Source organism: Pseudomonas sp. B19125 (genome assembly GCF_044218855.1).
Lineage (GTDB): Bacteria > Pseudomonadota > Gammaproteobacteria > Pseudomonadales > Pseudomonadaceae > Aquipseudomonas > Aquipseudomonas edaphica.
Window position 1 is genome coordinate 2,354,639 of the sequence record NZ_CP162589.1, and the last position, 18,277, is coordinate 2,372,915.

General features: G+C 60.6%; 20 protein-coding genes. 13 read left to right on the forward strand and 7 right to left on the reverse strand.

Features of this window, described 5'->3' with window-relative positions; translation table 11 throughout:
- The first annotated feature begins 162 nt into the window (after positions 1-162).
- The 10 genes from AB4P96_RS10820 (at position 163) to AB4P96_RS10865 (ending at position 9,198) form a co-directional block, all read left to right on the forward strand.
- A complete protein-coding gene (locus AB4P96_RS10820; protein WP_003192908.1) occupies positions 163-537 on the forward strand; it encodes a chemotaxis response regulator CheY in 375 nt (124 codons plus the stop codon).
- Positions 538-555: 18 nt separating this feature from the next.
- Positions 556-1,344: a protein phosphatase CheZ gene (locus tag AB4P96_RS10825; RefSeq protein WP_099548887.1), complete on the forward strand. Its 789-nt coding sequence runs from the start codon at positions 556-558 to the stop codon at positions 1,342-1,344.
- Between the two features lie 11 nt (positions 1,345-1,355).
- A complete protein-coding gene (locus tag AB4P96_RS10830; protein WP_170040644.1) occupies positions 1,356-3,581 on the forward strand; it encodes a chemotaxis protein CheA in 2,226 nt (741 codons plus the stop codon).
- A gap of 48 nt (positions 3,582-3,629) precedes the next feature.
- Positions 3,630-4,751: a chemotaxis response regulator protein-glutamate methylesterase gene (locus AB4P96_RS10835; protein WP_169984811.1), complete on the forward strand. Its 1,122-nt coding sequence runs from the start codon at positions 3,630-3,632 to the stop codon at positions 4,749-4,751.
- Positions 4,751-5,491 (forward strand): flagellar motor protein, encoded by a 741-nt coding sequence (locus AB4P96_RS10840; RefSeq protein WP_005790033.1) that lies wholly within the window; start codon positions 4,751-4,753, stop codon positions 5,489-5,491. The genes AB4P96_RS10835 and AB4P96_RS10840 overlap by 1 nt, the downstream gene beginning before the upstream one ends.
- Positions 5,492-5,747: 256 nt before the next feature.
- The gene (motD, locus tag AB4P96_RS10845) at positions 5,748-6,635 is read left to right on the forward strand and encodes a flagellar motor protein MotD (RefSeq protein WP_017134960.1); all 888 of its coding nucleotides are present in this window, start codon (positions 5,748-5,750) and stop codon (positions 6,633-6,635) included.
- Between the two features lie 51 nt (positions 6,636-6,686).
- Positions 6,687-7,475, forward strand: coding sequence for a ParA family protein (locus tag AB4P96_RS10850; RefSeq protein ID WP_017134961.1), 789 nt, complete (start codon positions 6,687-6,689; stop codon positions 7,473-7,475).
- Positions 7,475-8,260, forward strand: a complete 786-nt coding sequence (locus AB4P96_RS10855; RefSeq protein ID WP_017134962.1) for a CheW domain-containing protein — start codon at positions 7,475-7,477, stop codon at positions 8,258-8,260. Before AB4P96_RS10850 ends, AB4P96_RS10855 begins: the two co-directional genes overlap by 1 nt.
- Before the next feature lie 62 nt (positions 8,261-8,322).
- Positions 8,323-8,805 carry a chemotaxis protein CheW gene (locus tag AB4P96_RS10860; protein ID WP_017134963.1) on the forward strand — a complete coding sequence of 161 codons (483 nt, stop codon included), beginning with the start codon at positions 8,323-8,325 and terminating at the stop codon, positions 8,803-8,805.
- Entirely contained in the window at positions 8,806-9,198 is a 393-nt protein-coding gene (locus tag AB4P96_RS10865) for a DUF2802 domain-containing protein (protein ID WP_017134964.1), read from the forward strand.
- 239 nt (positions 9,199-9,437) lie between these two features.
- Here the strand turns inward: AB4P96_RS10865 and AB4P96_RS10870 are convergent, their stop codons facing one another.
- Both AB4P96_RS10870 and soxC read right to left on the reverse strand, forming a co-directional pair.
- Complete coding sequence (locus AB4P96_RS10870) at positions 9,438-10,022, reverse strand: c-type cytochrome (protein WP_017134965.1); 585 nt, start codon at positions 10,020-10,022, stop codon at positions 9,438-9,440.
- On the reverse strand, positions 10,009-11,301 hold the full coding sequence (gene soxC, locus AB4P96_RS10875) for a sulfite dehydrogenase (RefSeq protein WP_017134966.1): 1,293 nt from the start codon (positions 11,299-11,301) through the stop codon (positions 10,009-10,011). Before soxC ends, AB4P96_RS10870 begins: the two co-directional genes overlap by 14 nt.
- 199 nt (positions 11,302-11,500) lie before the next feature.
- Between soxC and yegS the strand changes: the two genes are divergently transcribed.
- Entirely contained in the window at positions 11,501-12,421 is a 921-nt protein-coding gene (gene yegS / locus AB4P96_RS10880; RefSeq protein ID WP_017134967.1) for a lipid kinase YegS, read from the forward strand.
- Here the strand turns inward: yegS and AB4P96_RS10885 are convergent.
- From AB4P96_RS10885 to AB4P96_RS10895, 3 genes are all read right to left on the reverse strand, one after another.
- Positions 12,380-13,039, reverse strand: coding sequence for a response regulator transcription factor (locus tag AB4P96_RS10885; protein ID WP_017134968.1), 660 nt, complete (start codon positions 13,037-13,039; stop codon positions 12,380-12,382). The genes yegS and AB4P96_RS10885 overlap by 42 nt on opposite strands.
- Positions 13,036-13,929: a sensor histidine kinase gene (locus tag AB4P96_RS10890; RefSeq protein WP_026013517.1), complete on the reverse strand. Its 894-nt coding sequence runs from the start codon at positions 13,927-13,929 to the stop codon at positions 13,036-13,038. Before AB4P96_RS10890 ends, AB4P96_RS10885 begins: the two co-directional genes overlap by 4 nt.
- 380 nt (positions 13,930-14,309) lie before the next feature.
- Complete coding sequence (locus AB4P96_RS10895; RefSeq protein WP_169984806.1) at positions 14,310-14,759, reverse strand: hypothetical protein; 450 nt, start codon at positions 14,757-14,759, stop codon at positions 14,310-14,312.
- Between the two features lie 535 nt (positions 14,760-15,294).
- Between AB4P96_RS10895 and AB4P96_RS10900 the strand changes: the two genes are divergently transcribed.
- Together AB4P96_RS10900 and AB4P96_RS10905 are read left to right on the forward strand one after the other, a co-directional pair.
- On the forward strand, positions 15,295-16,230 hold the full coding sequence (locus AB4P96_RS10900) for a chemotaxis protein CheV (RefSeq protein ID WP_017134971.1): 936 nt from the start codon (positions 15,295-15,297) through the stop codon (positions 16,228-16,230).
- Positions 16,231-16,526: 296 nt separating this feature from the next.
- Positions 16,527-17,333, forward strand: a complete 807-nt coding sequence (locus AB4P96_RS10905) for an MOSC domain-containing protein (RefSeq protein WP_017134972.1) — start codon at positions 16,527-16,529, stop codon at positions 17,331-17,333.
- Positions 17,334-17,380: 47 nt separating this feature from the next.
- Here the strand turns inward: AB4P96_RS10905 and AB4P96_RS10910 are convergent, their stop codons facing one another.
- Positions 17,381-17,665, reverse strand: a complete 285-nt coding sequence (locus tag AB4P96_RS10910; protein WP_010566373.1) for a pyrimidine/purine nucleoside phosphorylase — start codon at positions 17,663-17,665, stop codon at positions 17,381-17,383.
- 63 nt (positions 17,666-17,728) lie between these two features.
- Positions 17,729-18,271: an exonuclease domain-containing protein gene (locus AB4P96_RS10915; protein WP_017134973.1), complete on the reverse strand. Its 543-nt coding sequence runs from the start codon at positions 18,269-18,271 to the stop codon at positions 17,729-17,731.
- Positions 18,272-18,277: the final 6 nt, after the last annotated feature.

The following is an 18,277-nucleotide window of genomic DNA, read 5'->3' on the forward strand; positions in this document are numbered from 1 at the left end:
GTGTGGGGACACTGCAGACGCTACCGCAAAGGCTCTACGCTTTTGCGGGTTCGTGCCGTGGTGCCCTGGGCAGTCCTTTTTGTGTAACGCCTGTTGATTGAAATGGCGCGTCCAGGTGCTGGGCGCGTTTAAGACTGCTTGGAGGTCGAATTGGACAAGAACATGAAAATCCTCATCGTTGATGACTTCTCAACGATGCGGCGGATCATAAAAAACCTGTTGCGTGACCTTGGGTTCACCAACACGGTCGAGGCGGATGACGGCCTGACGGCGATTCCGATCCTCAACAGCGGGAGCATCGACTTTCTGGTAACCGACTGGAACATGCCGGGCATGACCGGTATCGACTTGCTGCGTCACGTGCGCGCCGATGAAAAACTGCGCAGCTTGCCTGTGTTGATGGTGACCGCCGAAGCCAAGCGTGAACAGATCATCGAAGCCGCCCAAGCCGGGGTTAACGGTTACGTGGTCAAGCCATTCACTGCATTGGCCTTGAAAGAGAAGATCGAAAAAATCTTCGAACGCATCCACGGCTGATGTCACCACGGGGGAGCTATGGAGCATAAAGAAACGTCACAGGGCGATTTTGAATCGACCCTGAAAAAGCATGCTCACCAGTTGGTCGACAGCCTTGAAAAAGGCCAGTTCGGCGACGCGGTGCAGTTGATCCATGAGCTTAACCAGACCCGTGACCGCGGCCTGTATCAGGAAGTGGGCAAGCTCACACGCGAGCTGCACAGTGCAATCGTCAATTTTCAGATTGACCCGCACATGCCCCAGGCCGAAGAAATCTCGCAGATCACCGATGCCACCGAACGCCTGTCCTATGTGGTCCGGCTGACTGAGGCAGCGGCCAACCGCACCATGGACCTGGTGGAAAACGCCACGCCCTTGGTCAATGGTATGGCCACCGAAGCTCAGGCGCTCAGCGTTGACTGGGGCCGCTTCATGCGCCGGGAAGTGGGGGCTGAGGAGTTTCGTGAGTTGGCGCGTCGGGTCGAGGGCTTTCTGTCGCGCACCGAACAGGAAAACCGCACGGTGGCCAGCAACCTCAATGACATTCTGCTGGCCCAGGATTACCAGGACCTCACCGGTCAAGTGATCAAGCGCGTGACCCAACTGGTCACCGAAGTGGAAAGCAACTTGCTCAAATTGGTGCTGATGGCCGGCCAGGTCGACCGTTTTGCCGGCATCGAACATGACCGCGCAGCGATCCTCTCGGAAAAAGATCCACAAAAACATCTCGCCAAGGGTGAAGGTCCGCAGATTCATGCCGATAAACGTGAAGACGTTGTGTCAGGTCAGGATGACGTAGATGACCTGTTATCCAGTTTAGGCTTCTAAGGAGCACCCACATGAGCTTCGGCGCCGATGAAGAAATCCTTCAGGATTTCCTTGTAGAGGCCGGCGAAATTTTAGAGCAACTGTCCGAACAACTGGTCGAGCTGGAAAGCCGACCGGATGATGCGAACCTGCTCAATGCAATTTTTCGCGGTTTTCACACTGTAAAAGGGGGCGCCGGCTTCCTCCAGCTCCATGAGCTGGTGGAGTGCTGTCACATCGCCGAGAACGTGTTCGACATCCTGCGCAAGGGTGAGCGTCACGTCGACTCGGAACTGATGGACGTGATTCTCGAAGCATTGGATGCGGTCAACGGCATGTTCAGCGAGGTGCGCGAGCGTGCGCCGATCACGGCTGCCACGCCGGAGCTGCTGGCTGCGCTGGCACGCCTGGCCGAACCTGCCGATACCTCGGTTGCGCCGGTCGCCGCGCCTGAGCCTGAGGTTGAAGCCGAGCCGGATGTGACCGACAGCGAGTTCGAACAGCTGCTCAACTCCCTGAGCGCGGTGAAAGCCGAAGCTGAAGCACCGCAAGCGGTGGCTGCGCCTGCCGTGCCGACCAGCGAAGACATTACCGACGCAGAGTTCGAATCCCTGCTCGACCAGTTGCACGGTAAAGGCCAGTTTGCGCCGGACGCCGTGGCACCTGCTGCTGAGTCGGCAGCGCCTGCTGCGTCTGCCACATCTACAAGCGCCACCGACATTACCGACGACGAATTCGAAGCACTGCTCGACCAATTGCATGGCAAGGGCACGTTTGCTGCCGAAGCCTTGCCGGAAGTCGCCGCCATCGCGGCCGCACCTGCCGCCAGCGCTGCGCCTGCCAGCGTTGAGCCTGCCACTGACGGCCTGATCTCCGATCACGAATTCGAAGCGCTGCTCGACGAGTTGCATGGCAAAGGCAAGTTCTCTGAAGTGGCCCCGGCTGCAGCAGCGACTGCAACGCCTGTGGCTGCCAAACCTGCGCCTGCCAAAGCCGCCGCGCCTGTGGCTGCCAAGCCCGCACCGGCACCGGCTGCCGCACCTGCGCGTGCCGCAGCGGCGCCGGTAGCCGAAAAGCCTGCCAGTGAAGCCGAAACCACCGTGCGGGTTGATACCGCGCGCCTGGACGACATCATGAACATGGTCGGCGAACTGGTGCTGGTGCGTAACCGCCTGGTGCGCCTGGGCCTGAACAGCGGCGATGAAGCCATGCAAAAGGCCGTGTCGAACCTCGACGTGGTCACCGCAGACTTGCAGACCGCCGTAATGAAAACGCGCATGCAGCCGATCAAGAAAGTCTTCGGCCGTTTCCCGCGCCTGGTTCGCGACCTCGCGCGCCAGCTCAAGAAAGAAATCAACCTGGAACTGGTGGGTGAAGAAACCGACCTCGACAAAAACCTTGTCGAGGCCCTGGCCGACCCGCTGGTCCACTTGGTGCGCAACGCCGTCGACCATGGCGTCGAAACCCCGGAAGAACGCGAAGCCTCGGGCAAGTCGCGTAACGGCAAGGTGATTCTGGCGGCCGAGCAGGAAGGCGACCATATCCTGCTGTCGATTACCGATGACGGCAAAGGCATGGATCCGGCGATTCTGCGTAATATCGCGGTCAAGCGCGGCGTGATGGACAAGGACGCCGCCGACCGCCTGACCGACACCGAATGCTACAACCTGATCTTCGCGCCGGGCTTCTCGACCAAAACCGAGATTTCCGATGTGTCCGGCCGTGGCGTGGGCATGGACGTGGTGAAGACCAAGATCAGCCAGCTCAACGGCTCGATCAACATCTACTCGACCAAGGGCCAGGGCTCCAAGATCGTGATCAAGGTGCCGTTGACCTTGGCGATCATGCCGACCCTGATGGTGATGCTGGGCAACCAGGCGTTCGCCTTCCCGCTGGTCAACGTCAACGAGATCTTCCACCTCGACCTGTCACGCACCAACGTGGTGGACGGCCAGGAAGTGGTGATCGTGCGCGACAAGGCGTTGCCACTGTTCTACCTCAAGCGCTGGCTGGTGGCTTCGGCCAAGCATGAAGAGCAGCGCGAAGGCCATGTGGTGATTCTGTCCGTGGGCACCCAGCGCATTGGCTTTGTGGTCGATCAACTGGTGGGCCAGGAAGAAGTGGTCATCAAGCCTTTGGGCAAAATGCTGCAGGGAACCCCAGGCATGTCGGGTGCGACCATCACCGGTGACGGTCGGATCGCGCTGATTCTTGATGTTCCGAGCATGCTCAAGCGTTACGCCGCTCGGCGTATTTGATTCTGGTGGGGCAGGGCGGTAGTGCCCGCCCCGCCTAACGGAGTGTTTATGGCAGTCAAGGTCCTGGTGGTGGACGATTCGGGTTTCTTCCGCCGCCGCGTCTCGGAAATTCTTTCCGCCGATCCAACCATCCAGGTGGTCGGCACGGCCACCAACGGTAAAGAGGCGATTGATCAAGCCATTGCGTTGAAACCAGACGTGATCACCATGGACTACGAGATGCCGATGATGGATGGCATCACCGCAGTCCGGCACATCATGCAGCGCTGCCCGACCCCGGTGTTGATGTTCTCCTCGCTGACCCACGAAGGCGCCCGGGTGACCCTCGACGCGCTGGACGCGGGTGCGGTGGACTTCCTGCCGAAGAATTTCGAAGACATCTCGCGCAACCCCGACAAGGTCAAGCAGATGCTGTGCGAGAAGGTGCACAGCATTTCGCGCAGTAACCGTCGCAGCCTGTTCAGTGCGCCGGCCCCCGCGCCAGTTGCCGCGCCGACGCCGAGCACCTCGACGTTTGCTCGCCCGGCCCCGGCCCCGATAGCCCGGCCCGCAGTGGCGCCGGTGCGTGCCCCGGCACCGAGCGCGCATTCGCCTGCGCCCAAGCGCAAAGCCTACAAGCTGGTCGCCATTGGTACATCCACTGGCGGCCCGGTGGCCTTGCAGCGCGTATTGACCCAACTGCCGGCCAACTTCCCGGCGCCGATCGTGTTGATCCAGCACATGCCCGCCGCCTTCACCAAGGCCTTCGCCGAGCGCCTCGACAAGCTGTGCCGCATCAGCGTCAAGGAGGCCGAGGATGGTGACATCCTGCGACCTGGCCTGGCGCTGCTGGCACCGGGCGGCAAGCAGATGATGGTCGACGGCCGTGGCGCGATCAAAATCCTGCCGGGCGACGAGCGCTTGAACTACAAGCCGTGCGTGGATATCACCTTCGGCTCGGCGGCCAAGTCCTACGGCGACAAAGTTCTGGCGGTGGTACTCACCGGCATGGGCGCCGACGGCCGTGAAGGCGCACGCCTGCTCAAGCAGGGTGGCAGCGCGATCTGGGCGCAGGACGAAGCCAGCTGTGTGATTTATGGCATGCCCATGGCCATCGTCAAGGCGGACCTGGCTGACGCTGTTTATAGCCTGGACGACATTGGCAAACATCTGGTGGAGGCCTGCCTCTGATGGATGTCTTGAGCCTGATTGGCATCACCATGGCGTTTGTCGCGATTATCGGCGGCAACTACCTGGAAGGCGGCCACCTCGGCGCCTTGGCCAATGGCCCGGCGGCGCTGATCGTGATTGGCGGTACTGTGGGCGCGGCGCTGTTGCAGTCGCCGCTGAGTTCGTTCAAGCGCGCCATGCAGATTCTGGTGTGGATTATCTTCCCGCCGCGCGTGGACCTGCCCGGCGGCATCGACCGTGTGGTCAACTGGAGCCTCACCGCGCGCAAGGAAGGCCTGCTGGGCCTGGAAGGCGTGGCCGATGCCGAGCCCGACAGCTATGCGCGCAAAGGCCTGCAACTGCTGGTCGATGGCGCCGAACCCGAGGCGATTCGCAGCATCCTTGAGGTGGATTTCTACACCCAGGAAAGCCGCGACATCAACGCCGCCAAAGTCTTTGAAAGCATGGGCGGCTACGCGCCGACCATCGGCATCATCGGTGCCGTGATGGGCCTGATCCACGTGATGGGCAACCTGGCCGACCCGTCGCAGCTGGGCAGCGGCATTGCCGTGGCGTTTGTCGCCACCATTTACGGCGTGGCGAGTGCCAACCTGGTGTTGTTGCCGGTGGCCAGCAAGCTCAAGTCGATCGCCATGCGCCAATCGCGTTACCGCGAAATGCTGCTGGAAGGCATCTTGTCGATTGCCGAGGGCGAGAACCCGCGCTCCATCGAATTGAAGCTCCAGGGCTTCATGGATTAATGCCCATGCACATCGACCTGTGGCCAGTGAGCGTTATGTGGCGAGCGAACTCGATGTGGCGAGCGAGCTTGTTGTGGCGAGTGAGCTTGCTCACGCTGGGCTGCGAAGCAGCCCCAAAACCATACACCGCAACCTGCCTGAACAAACGCATTGCCTGGAGTGGGTCCGCTTCGCGCCCCAGCGCGAGCAAGCTCGCTCGCCACAATGAAGCGGGCACCAGTGAAGCGCTCAATAGGGGTCAGGGAGGTATCTGCCTGTGAGCCGTCGCCGCCGCGAGCCTGAAGAGCACGTCAACCATGAACGCTGGCTGGTGTCTTACGCCGACTTCATCACCTTGCTGTTCGCGTTTTTTGTGGTGATGTACTCCATTTCGTCGATCAACGAAGGCAAGTACAAGATTATTTCCCAGGCGCTGGTGGGCGTGTTCAACGACACCGACCGCTCGCTCAAGCCGATCCCGATTGGCGAGGAGCGGCCCAAGACCGTGACGCCGGCCAAGCCGCTGGTCAATGACAGTGACGAAACCGCCGCCGGCATCGGTGGCACCAGCGACCCGCTCAAAAGCATCGCCGATGACATCAGTGCCGCGTTTGGCGACTTGATCAAATCCAACCAGATGACCGTGCGCGGTAATGAGTTGTGGGTGGAGATCGAGCTTAATTCGAGCCTGCTGTTCGCCAGCGCCGATGCGTTGCCGAGCGATCAGGCGTTTACCATCATCGACAAGGTGGCGGCGATTCTCAAACCGTTTGAGAACCCGATCCACGTCGAAGGCTTTACCGATAATTTCCCGATTAGCACCGCGCAATACCCGACCAATTGGGAGCTGTCATCGGCACGGGCCTCAAGCATCGTGCGCATGCTCGCGATGCAGGGCGTGAACCCTGGGCGCCTGGCGTCGGTGGGTTACGGTGAGTTCCAACCGGTGGCCAATAACGCCACTGCCGAAGGCCGCGCGCGCAACCGCCGTGTGGTGCTGGTGGTGTCACGTAACCTGGATGTGCGCCGCAGCCTGACCGGCACCGGTACTGCCAACGCAACACCGGATGCAGCCTTGAAGCGGGCTGGCACACAAACTGCACCGCCAACCGTTAAGCCGCCGGTTCGTCAGAGCGCCGTCAATTCTCCGTCACCGGCTCAATAATGTTATGTAATGTCTCGGTCGCGCCTTAGCCTACCGGGAGGAACCAACTGAATGAGAGTCTGGGCAGTTGCCAATCAAAAGGGTGGAGTCGGCAAGACCACCACGTCCATCGCCTTGGCCGGCTTGCTGGCCGAGGCGGGCAAGCGTGTGGTCGTGGTCGACCTGGACCCGCACGGCTCGATGACCAGTTATTTCGGCTATGACCCGGATGCGCTGGAGCACAGCTGTTACGACCTGTTCCTGCACAAGGGCAGCGTACCGGCAGATTTGCCCGGGCAATTGCTGCTGCCCACCAGCAACGAGAGCATTTCGCTGTTGCCGTCGAGTACCGCGCTGGCGACCCTTGAGCGCCAGTCGCCGGGGCAGAGCGGCCTGGGCCTGGTGATCGCCAAGACCCTGGCGCAACTGTGGCAGGACTTCGACTACGCGATCATCGACAGCCCACCGTTGCTGGGCGTGCTGATGGTCAATGCCTTGGCGGCCAGCCAGCAGTTGGTGATCCCGGTACAGACCGAACACCTGGCGGTCAAAGGCCTGGAGCGTATGGTCAGCACCTTGGCGATGATCAACCGTTCGCGCAAACAGGCGCTGCCGTTCAGCATCGTGCCTACACTGTTCGACCGTCGTACCCAAGCGTCGCTGGGCACCTTGCGGGTGTTGCGCGATGCTTACCCGGAAACGATCTGGAACGGCTACATTCCGGTGGACACGCGCTTGCGTGACGCCAGCCGCGCCGGGCTCACGCCGTCGCAGTTCGACGGCAAGAGCCGTGGCGTACTGGCTTACCGTGCGTTGCTTAAACATCTGCTGTCCCAGCAACTTGTGGCGCAGGTGGCGTGATGAACCGTCCCGTTGAGCTTAAGACCCGGCCGCAACTGGCACTGGAATCCTACCTGGACGCCTTGTTGCAGGATGCGACGGCAGAAGAATTGCCCGAGCCGATTCTGGTCCTTGAACCGGTCGTAGTCGAACCCGAAAGCACCCTGGATGAATTTCAGTTAGCGGTGCTGGAAGAACAGGCTCGTGATGCCCACGTGGTGGTGCCGATTGTGCCTGCGCCCGTGGTGGTCACGCCCGTGGTGGTTGAACCGGTGGTCGATGTGCACCTGCCGCCGAGCATCACGCCGCCGCCGGTCACGGGTGACGGTCGCCCATCGTGGGCGGCCGAGCCGTTCGAGTGCCTGCTGTTCGACGTCGCCGGGTTGACCCTGGCGGTGCCGCTGGTGTGCCTGGGGTCGATCTACTCGCTGGAAGGCCAGGAGCTGACGCCGCTGTTCGGGCAACCGGAGTGGTTCCTCGGCATCCTGCCCAGCCAGGCCGGCAACCTCAAGGTGCTGGATACGGCGCGCTGGGTGATGCCCGACCGCTACCGCGATGATTTTCGCCAGGGCTTGCAATACGTGATCTCGGTGCAGGGCTACGAGTGGGGGCTGGCGGTGCATCAAGTCAGCCGCTCGTTGCGCCTGGACCCGAATGAAATCAAGTGGCGCAGCCACCGGGGCCAGCGGCCTTGGCTGGCGGGCACCGTGATTGAACATATGTGCGCGTTGCTCGACGTCGCCGAACTGGCCGAGTTGATCGCCAGTGGGGCGGTCAAGACGATGCCACAGAACAAACGCAGTTGATTGAACAATAAGGGCCGTGCGGTTGCGCGGTCGAAGAAGCACACACTGAAGGGGTCAGGGGTATGAACAAGTCAGCATCCGCACAAGGTTTGGATGATCCGATCCTGCAATGGGTTACCTTCAAACTGGACAATGAAACCTACGGCATTAACGTGATGCGCGTGCAGGAAGTGCTGCGCTACACCGAAATCGCCCCGGTTCCAGGCGCGCCGAGCTACGTGCTGGGCATCATCAACCTGCGTGGCAACGTGGTGACGGTGATCGATACCCGCCAGCGTTTTGGCCTGATGCCTACTGAAGTCAACGACAACACGCGTATCGTGATCATCGAAGCCGACAAGCAAGTGGTCGGTATCATGGTCGACAGCGTGGCTGAAGTGGTTTACCTGCGCCAATCGGAAGTGGAAACCGCGCCGAACGTCGGTAACGAAGAGTCGGCCAAGTTCATCCAGGGCGTGTGCAACAAGAACAACGAGCTGTTGATTCTGGTTGAGCTGGACAAGATGATGAGCGAAGAAGAATGGTCGGAACTGGAGAGCATCTGATTGTTCCTTGATGCGGCGGTGATTGTCCTGGCCCTGTTGTGGGCCGGGACGTTGGCATTCCTGCTGCGCTATATGCGCCAGCAACGGGAACTGGCCGTGCAGCAGGCCGAGCGCGATGCTGTGCGTGACCGACGGATTCTGGATTTGGTCAAGCGTGTGGATCACTTCCAGCAGAGTGCGGTGAAGGTCGGGGATGAAGTGCATGAACTGCGCGCGATTCTTGGGCCGTTGCCGGATAAGTTGGCGCAGATTGAGCAGCGTGATCCTTCAAGCCTGTCGTTTGCCCAGGCGGCCAAATTGGTCGGCATGGGGGCGACGGTGGATGAGCTGACGCAGTCGTGTGGGTTGACCCAGGCTGAGGCGCAGTTGATGAGCAAGTTGCACAAGAGCTGATTGCGGCGATCCTCTGAGACACCGCGGTCGAAATGTGGGAGCTGGCTTGCCTGCGATGGCATCAACTCGGTGTACCTGATGTACCCAAGTGCCTGCATCGCAGGCAAGCCAGCTCCCACAGTTGACCGAGTATTGTTCTGTTGCTCTGGCCATTACATCCTTTTCGCTGGCAAAATCAGCGGTCTTTTGATCTGCGCTTGAGATCGAAAGCCGACCGGAGTGGTTGGATCAAAAGCGCATCAATGTGCTTTCGGGCTGCCGATACATTCCTTATAGCAAGGCTCCACACGCACATCCGGCCTGTCGTCGACGTAGAAGCCGTCGCGATTGGGCATTTTCAGATGAGTGAGGGTGGCAGCATCCACCGTGGCGTTCGCTTCCACTATCTCGTTTTTGTTCAGGATATAACCCACCACTGCGTACACCTGATCATTGCTCAACGACTGTGGTTGCTGAAAGGGCATGGTGCGCCTGACATAGTCGAACAGGGTGGTTGCGTAGGGCCAATAACTGCCGACAGTTTTGACCGGTTTGGATGTGGGGAGCGAGCCTGCGCCGCCCATTAGTGCCGGGCCGGTGCCGCCCTCCAGGTTGGCGCCGTGGCAGCCAAGGCAGCTGGTTTGATAGACCTTTTCGCCTTCCATGACCGTGCCTTGTCCGGCGGGCAGGCTCTTGCCATCGGGAGCGACGTCGATGTTCCAGCGGGCGATGTAGTGCTCTGTCACCGGCTGCCCCAAGCCGGATTGCGCAGCCGTCGATGCGCATGCGACCACGCCCATGCTCAGTAGCCCCAATGCCATGGCGGTAAGGTTATGCACGGCCATTGCTCACCTCCCCATTGGCGTTGATGCGCCAGGGCTGGACTGCATTGTTGTGGTAGAACGAGAAGTCCCCGCGCACGGCTTTCAGTTGTTCCAGGCTGGGTTGCACGTAGCCGGTCTCGTCGATGGCGCGGCTCATGATGAGCATTTCTTTGCCCTGCCATTGGAAGGGCGCGCGAAACACCGTCAGGCATTTGTTCAGCACCGGCTCCTGCAGCGTGGCCGCATACCAGTTGTTCCCGCCGTCGACGGACACGTCCACGCGGGTGATTTTGCCGTTGCCGCTCCAGGCGATCCCGCGTATTTCATGCGGGCCTTTGCGGGTGAGTGTCTGGGTGCCGGACGGGGCCGTGATGAGTGACTTGCACTCCATCACGAAGGAGAACTTCCTGGCTCGCCCATCTGGCATCAAGTCGGTGTATTTGGCCGTTTCTTCACGGCTGTACGCCGGGGCATCGGTGACATGCAGGCGGCGCAGCCACTTGATGTGGGTATTGCCTTCATAACCCGGAACGATAAGACGCAGGGGGTAACCTTGCTCGGGGCGCAGCCTTTCGCCGTTTTGGCTGTAGGCGACCAACACGTCATCCAGGCATTTTTCGAGCGGCAGGCTGCGGGTCATGGCGGCGCCATCGGCGCCTTCAGCCACAACCCATTTCGCCCCTGGCTTAAGGCCAGCCGCGTGCAGCAAGGTTTTCAGCGGCACGCCGATCCACTCGGCACAGCTGACCAGGCCCGCGACTTCAGCGGCGGTTTTGCCCCAGGGCGGCAGGAATGAAGGGTTGCCCGAGCATTCGATGAAGTGGATGCGCGAGACGGCGGGAAACTGGCGTAGCTCATCGAGGGTGAATAGCAAGGCTGTGTCGGTCAGCCCATGAATCACCAGGAAGTGCCTGGCCGGATCAATCGCTGGCACGCCGGCGTGATGGCGTTCAAAAAACAGCCCGTTGGGCGTAATGATGCCGTCCAGTTCCTGCAGGGGCGAAGTACTGTAGGCCGACATGCGCTCGGTAAGCCCGGGGTAGAGATTGCGCACCGCATCCGTCTCAAAGCTGGACGGTTTACCGTAGGGCACACCGGTGGGACCGCCCAAGGTTTTTGTCCAGGCCGGCACTTCCAGTTGTTCATCGGCTGATCCGGGAGACTGTGCCGCGCGCGCCAACGGGCCAAAAGCAACCCCGAGCGCGGCGCTGCCAACCAGCAGGCTGGTTTTGCCGAGGAAGTCCCGGCGAGCCAGGGGCGCGGCGATTGCGGGTTTATCGTCTGTTGAGTCGTCTTTCATTCTGGCTCTCCTGAGCAAAAATTTTGGCGACTCACCAGCGGTTAACGCTGCACCATGGGTTTTAATGTAGTCGGTTTTTAATCGCAGGCTTTGAAATTGATGTAACCCGGCGACGAATTAATTTTCAAGCGGATGGCTTTTTTCTCCTCCTCAAAGGTCCACATCCTTCAGGAACCCTTGAACCCAGGAGAATGCCCCCATGACCACCCCCAAAGCACTGTTGATCCTGCACGGCAAGCAAGCCCTCAATGAGGACGTGCGCGCTGCCGTGCAGGCCCGGCGCGAGCAGGGTTGGGAGCTGGCGGTACGGGTGACGTGGGAGGGCGGCGATGCCCAGCGCCTGGTCAATGAAGCCTTGGCCGACGGTTATACCCACTTGATCGCCGGTGGTGGCGACGGCACGTTGCGTGATGTAGCCGAGGCCATGGCCTTGGCCAAGACCGACGCCAGCCTGGTGTTGATGCCGCTGGGCACCGCCAACGACTTTGCCCGCGCCGCCGGTGTGCCGCTGGAGCCTGAACGCGCGCTGGCGCTGCTGGATGTGCCGCCCAGGGCCATCGACCTCGGTCAGGCCGGTGGGCAGATGTTCCTCAATATGGCCACCGGCGGCTTTGGCAGCCAGGTCACCGCAAATACCTCTGAAGACCTGAAAAAAGTGCTGGGCGGCGCGGCGTATCTGTTCACCGGGCTGTCGCGTTTCAGCGAGTTGAAGGCGGCGTATGGCGAGCTGGAAGGGCCTGGCTTTCACTGGAAGGGCGATTTGCTTGCACTGGGCATCGGCAACGGCCGCCAGGCGGGCGGTGGGCATGTGCTGTGCCCTGGCGCGCTGGCCGATGATGGCTTGCTTGATATCAGTATTTTGCCGGCGCCCCAGGAAGTGGTCGGCACGCTGATGACCCTGATGAGTGACGGCTGGGGCCTGGACAATATGTTTGTCCGCGCGCGCCTGCCATGGGTCGAGATCAAAGTGGCCGAAGGGCTGTATATCAACCTTGATGGCGAGCCATTGAAAGGCGATGACCTGCGTTTTTCCGCGCTGCCCAAGGCCCTGCGCGTGCACTTGCCGGCGGGCTCGCCGTTAGTCGTCCAGGCTGATGATCTGCTCGCGAACGGCGAATAACACCAGGCCCGCCACGTCGAAGATCTGCAGGCGTTTCATGATCTGCGAGCGATGCGCTTCCACTGTCTTGATACTCAAGCCCAGGCCATGGGCGATTTCCCGGGTGGACTTGCCGCGCACGATCAAACGCAGGATCTCCAGCTGGCGCGCCGTAAGGTTATGGCTGTCGGCGGCGGAGGAGACAGGCCCCTGGCTGCGGATCAGCGCCTGGTTGATCACCGTGTGGGCAATCGCAGGGCTCAGGTAGCGCTCGTTGTTACGCAAGGCCAGCAGGGCATGTTCCAGCTCGCTGGCGGTGGTGTCCTTGAGCAGGTAGCCATGGGCGCCGGACTCCAGCGCGCGCATGATCAGCTCCGGGTCGGTGTGCATCGACAGGATCAGCACCTTGCTTTTGGGGTAGGCCGCCTTGAGTTGCTGAAGGGCGTCGAGGCCGCCGGTGTATTTCATCGACAGGTCGAGCAGCACGATATCTGGCTGCAGCGCGCTGAATGTCTCCAGCAATTGCGCGCCATCGCTGGCCTCGCCGATCACGCTGTAGCCTTGGATATCCTGGATCAGCGCGCGTACGCCGGCCCGGATCAGTGCGTGGTCATCCACCAGGAGTAAGTTGCAAGTCACTCGAGAACCTTAGGGGAATTGGCCCGTTCGAGGGCGCGGGGCGCCCAGGGAAAAAGCGCGTCGATGCGCGTGCCTTTGCCTGGCTGGCTGCTGACAGACAATGCACCGCCCAGTTGGTCGATGCGCTCGGTCATGCCGGCCATGCCTCGTTGGCCTTCAAGGCCTGGGTTGGTCGCCGGTGAAAAGCCCAGGCCGTCATCGCAGATCATCAGCGACAGGCCTTCGGGCAGGCGTTGCAGGCGTACCAGCAAATTCTGCGCCTGGGCATGGCGCAACATATTGGTCACCGCTTCCTGGGTGATGCGAAAGGCGGCCACGGCCATTTCTTCCGGGATGCCGGTCAGGCGCTGCTGGCATTCCAGGCTCCAGTGCACCGAGGTGTTTTCCAGGGTCTTGAGCAAGTGCGCGCGCAGGCTCGCCTCAAGGCCCAGGCTGGCCAACTGGCGGGGGTTGAGGATGGCGGACACGTCGCGCACTTTGGCCAGGGTTTCGTTCAAGGTATTGCATAACACCGTGCATTGGCTTTGCAGGTCGTCGGGCAGGCGACGCTTGAGCCATTCGCTTTGCAGTTTGGCGGCGGTCAGCAGTTGGCCGATATCGTCATGCAGTTCGCGGCTGAGGCGGTGGCGTTCGTTTTCCTGGACCTGTAGCAGGCGGTCGGCCAGTTCCTGCGGCTGGAATTTTATCGACTTGCGCGAGCGCCACTGCTGCAGCCCCACCACCACCAGGGTGGCCAGGTTGAGCAGCACTATCAACAAAGGCAGGGGAGCTGAGCGTGTGTAGGCCCACAGACTGACCAACAGCGAGCAAAGGCACAGGGCGAGGGCCAGGCGGCGAGCATTGCTGCGGGACACGGACCTTGCGATGAGTGACTTTAGGCTGGCGTACATAGCGGATGGAGCCAATGAAGGTTCGCTGCGGGAAGACCGGTCACTGCGGCTGACAGGGCTCTGTGTAGAATACGGTGCTGGAACGTTTTTTTATACATGATGAAGTTGAGTCACTTCGAACGGGGCATAGTACCACCACTATTACCGTCGGTCGCCTGGCGCCTTACCCGGTGCCGCCTAATCTGCGCCAAACGCCGAGGAACCTGACTCCGTAGTTCAAAGAGCCAGCGGTTTACTCAGCATAGTTATATTAATTTGGTTTGTTTGTATCGATATTGCGTTGATGGCTAATTGATATATATCGCCCACGCATCATTGTCGACCGTTTAATGTACGGTCGTTTTTAGATAACTCGACGATCAAATACGACCTGTCAGTACTCAGGACGCGTGATGTACGCGCTGTTGTGGTTTATGCGTGAAGTCTTTCTGCGGGATCTGCAAAGTGACGGTCGCGATCAGTGTGGTTTGTTCGCTGTCATCCAGCGTCAGTTCGCCGGTGCGGATGTCGATCAGCTCCAGTTGCCAGGCCAGCAGCGTCAGGCAGTCATGCAGGGCACTCAGCGCCTGGTCGTGCAGCTCCATGGGGCTTGCGGCGTTGGCGATCAGGTATTGGATATGTCGGGAAAACTCGCTGATCGCCTGCAGGGCCAGGCCTTCGGCTTTTTCCGCCAGCTTGGCCAGGCTGGTTTTCATGCAGTCGATGGCATCGCTGTCGTTGCGAATCAGATGTAAATGGTGCAGGCACTCTTCTGACTTGGCCAAAAGCTTTTCGGCTTCCAGCAGAAACTCGGGAAGTGCAGTCTGCCATTCGTTTGCGCTATTCATCATGCAAGTCTCCGCAACATAAGGTCGGGTGATGAGATGTCGCACCGGGTGAATGGCGTAAAACTACCGCTGAAATATGACTGAGATCTGTAGCCTGCTTCTGAAATTTCAGTAGGACCGTTACTTGAATGATCAGAGTAGCCGTGGAAGGCCCTGGTCATTCGGGTCATTTGCACAACTTTGGTTGCCGCCACGTATAAGTCTGGAAGACCCGTGGGCCGAGGGCTTGGGATGGCAAACAAAAGCCTGACTCCATTCATGCAATGAGAATGGCGTCACATTAATGGCTATTAGATATCGCGAATATCAGGTCGGGCCTGATTGTGCATAGGGGAATCCCTTACACAGCGGAACCCTACGTCGATTTGAATGTCGCGCAAGGTCGCTGTACTGCCGTCTGGAGAGCGGATTGCAGTAAACCATGATGTCAGTGTGACATCAATGTATTTACATGGCATTTTACCGGGGTCAAGGTCTGGCGCTTGCCGCCGATAACCACCCTTAAGTGAGCTGCACAATCCCACATCAGGAGCTTTTAATGGCCGGCATTCTCGACACGGTAGATCAACGCACGCAACTGGTGGGTGAGAATCGCCTGGAGATCCTCATGTTTCGCCTGGCCGGGCGGCAATTGTTTGCGATCAACGTGTTCAAGGTTCAGGAAGTCCTGCAACTGCCCAAGTTGACCCTGATGCCCCAGCGTCACCCGTTTGTATGCGGCGTGGTCAACCTGCGTGGCCAGACCCTGCCGGTCATCGACCTGTCACAGGCCATCGGCATGCGCCCGCTGGTGCCGGGGCCGAACAGCACGATTATCGTCACCGAGTACAACCGCTCGGTGCAGGCCTTCCTGGTGGGCGGTGTGGACCGTATCGTCAACATGAACTGGGAAGCCATCCTGCCGCCACCGGCCAGCGCCGGGCGCCAGCATTACCTCACGGCCATCAGCAAGGTCGATGACCAGTTGGTGGAAATCATCGACGTGGAAAAAGTCCTCGCCGAAATCGTGCCCTATAACGCCAAAGTCTCCCGCGAAAAACTCGAAGACCCGGTGCTGGAACGTGCCCGTGGCCGCGAAGTGCTGCTGGTGGACGATTCCAACGTGGCCCTCTCGCAACTGCGCGACACCCTGGGGCAACTCGGCGTGAAGATGCACATTGCCAGCGACGGCCTCAAGGCGCTGAACATGCTCAAGGCCTGGGCCGACAGCGGCCAGGTCATGACCGACAAATTGCTGATGATCTTCACCGACGCCGAAATGCCCGAGATGGACGGCTACCGCCTGACCACCGAAATCCGCAACGACCCGCGCCTGCGTGGCCTTTATGTGGTGCTGCACACCTCGCTGTCGGGCAGCTTCAACGACTCAATGGTCAAGAAGGTCGGTTGCGACAACTTCCTGTCCAAATTCCAGCCCGACAAGCTGGTGGATGTGGTGCGCCAACGCTTGATGTTGGACGAAGTGCCCGCCTGAGCAGGCGGCCTATTGTGGCAGGCAGTCTCGTGATGGCAGGCAGGCTTGCTGTGGCAAGCAGGCTTGTTGTGGCGAGCAGGCTTGCCCTGCGTTGGGCTGCGAAGCAGCCCCTATAAAGGCGCCGCGTACTTCCAGGCAAAACCAAAGCGCCTGGTTTCAGGGCCGCTTCGCCCCCCAACGCCGGGCAAGCCTGTTCGCCACAGTAAGCTTACCGGTCACAAGAGCTCCAGCGACCTTTGATTCTGGAAGTCCCGTCCTATAGGGTGGCGCTTTGTCCCCCTCAGGAATGCAGGCCCATGCTTCGTCTCAGCGCGCTGTACCGTTACCCCTTGAAGTCTGGCAAGGCCGAAGCCTTGCAGCACATCGGCCTGGATAAACTCGGGCTGGATGGGGATCGACGCTGGATGCTGGTGGACGAAGCCAGTGGCCGATTCCTGACCCAGCGGGCGGTGGCGAAGATGAGCCAGTTGTCGGCGTTGTGGAACAGCGCCGGTGGCCTGACCCTTAATTCGCCTGGCTTTGCCACGCTGGACGTGGCGCTGCCGGGCAGCGATGCCGAGTTGCGCGGCGTGACGATATGGCGCGACACACTGCGTGTGCCGGATGCCGGCGATGCGGCGGCGGCCTGGGTCAGCGACTTTATCGGCAAGCCCACGCGGCTGGTGCAGGTGCCGCTGGCACGTGCACGTACTACCGAGGCCGGTTATGGCAAGGACGACGATCAGGTCGGTTTTGCCGATGGTTTCCCCTTGCTGCTGATCGGCCAGGCCTCGTTGGACGACCTGTCCCAGCGCATCGGCCGGCCGATGGAAATGCTGCGTTTCCGTCCCAATCTAGTGATTGAAGGCAGCGAGGCCTTCGCCGAAGACGGTTGGAAGCGCGTGCGTATCGGCGACGTGGAGTTTCGCGTGGTCAAGTCGTGCTCGCGCTGCATCCTCACCACCATCGACCCGGCCAGCGGCGAGCGCAGCGCCGACCGTGAGCCGCTGGCGACACTCAAGACCTACCGTGAGCAGGGCGGTGACGTGATGTTCGGCCAGAACCTGGTCAACGATGGCAGCGGTGAATTAGCCGTCGGAATGCCCGTGACGATCCTGGAATAAAAAATGCCCGTCTCCTGCGAGACGGGCATTTTTTTGCGCTGTAACCCTTAGCCGCGGTATTCGCACAGGTAAGCGGTGTCTACGGCAACCTTCAGTTGGAACTTGCTGTTGGCCGGCACGTTGAACTGGCTGCCGGCCGCGAAGGTTTCCCAGGCGTTGGCATCTGGCAGCTTGACGGACAGGGCGCCGGACACCACGTGCATGATTTCACGCTGGGCGGTGCCGAATTCGTATTCACCCGGTGCCATCACGCCGATGGTCGCAGGGCCCTCTGCGGTGCCGAAAGCGATCGACTTGACGGTGCCGTCGAAGTACTCGTTGACTTTGAACATGGGTGAATCCTCGGAAAAGGGTCTGGAAAGGTCGGCCAGTATGCCCAAGGCCGGGGGTGCTGCCTAGACCGGCAAAATCAACGGCAGCAGGCGTGCGGTGTTGCGCGCGTCTTCCAATGCCCGATGTTGCTGGCCATGGAACTGCATCCCCGCCAATTGCAGCGCACCGTTGAGCCCCAAGGGCTTGTCCAGCCGCCGGGCCTTGGCGAAACGCTGCTTGAGGTTCACATGCGCGGTCTGGGCGAGCGCGCTGGTCAGGCCATGGCGTTGCCATTCAAGTTCAAGCTGCGCGCGGTCGTAGTCGCCCCAGCTGGCCCAGCCTTCCAGGCGCGCTTGATGTTGGCCCAGCCAACGCTCAAACAAGGGCCACACCTCGGTGATCGGCGCCGCCGCGTCGATGTTGGCCTGGGTGATATGCGTGAGTTGGCGACAGAACGGCGTCAGCAAGGGGCGACGCAGCGGCCGCACAAAGCGCTGGAAGTGATCCAGTTCGCGGCCCTGGCGGTTCACGAGGCTGGCGCCGATCTCGATGACTTCCATCTCCGTCACGGGCCAGCCGCCTTCATCCGTTGTGGCTTCAAGGTCAATAATCAGCCAATGGGGCATCGTGCA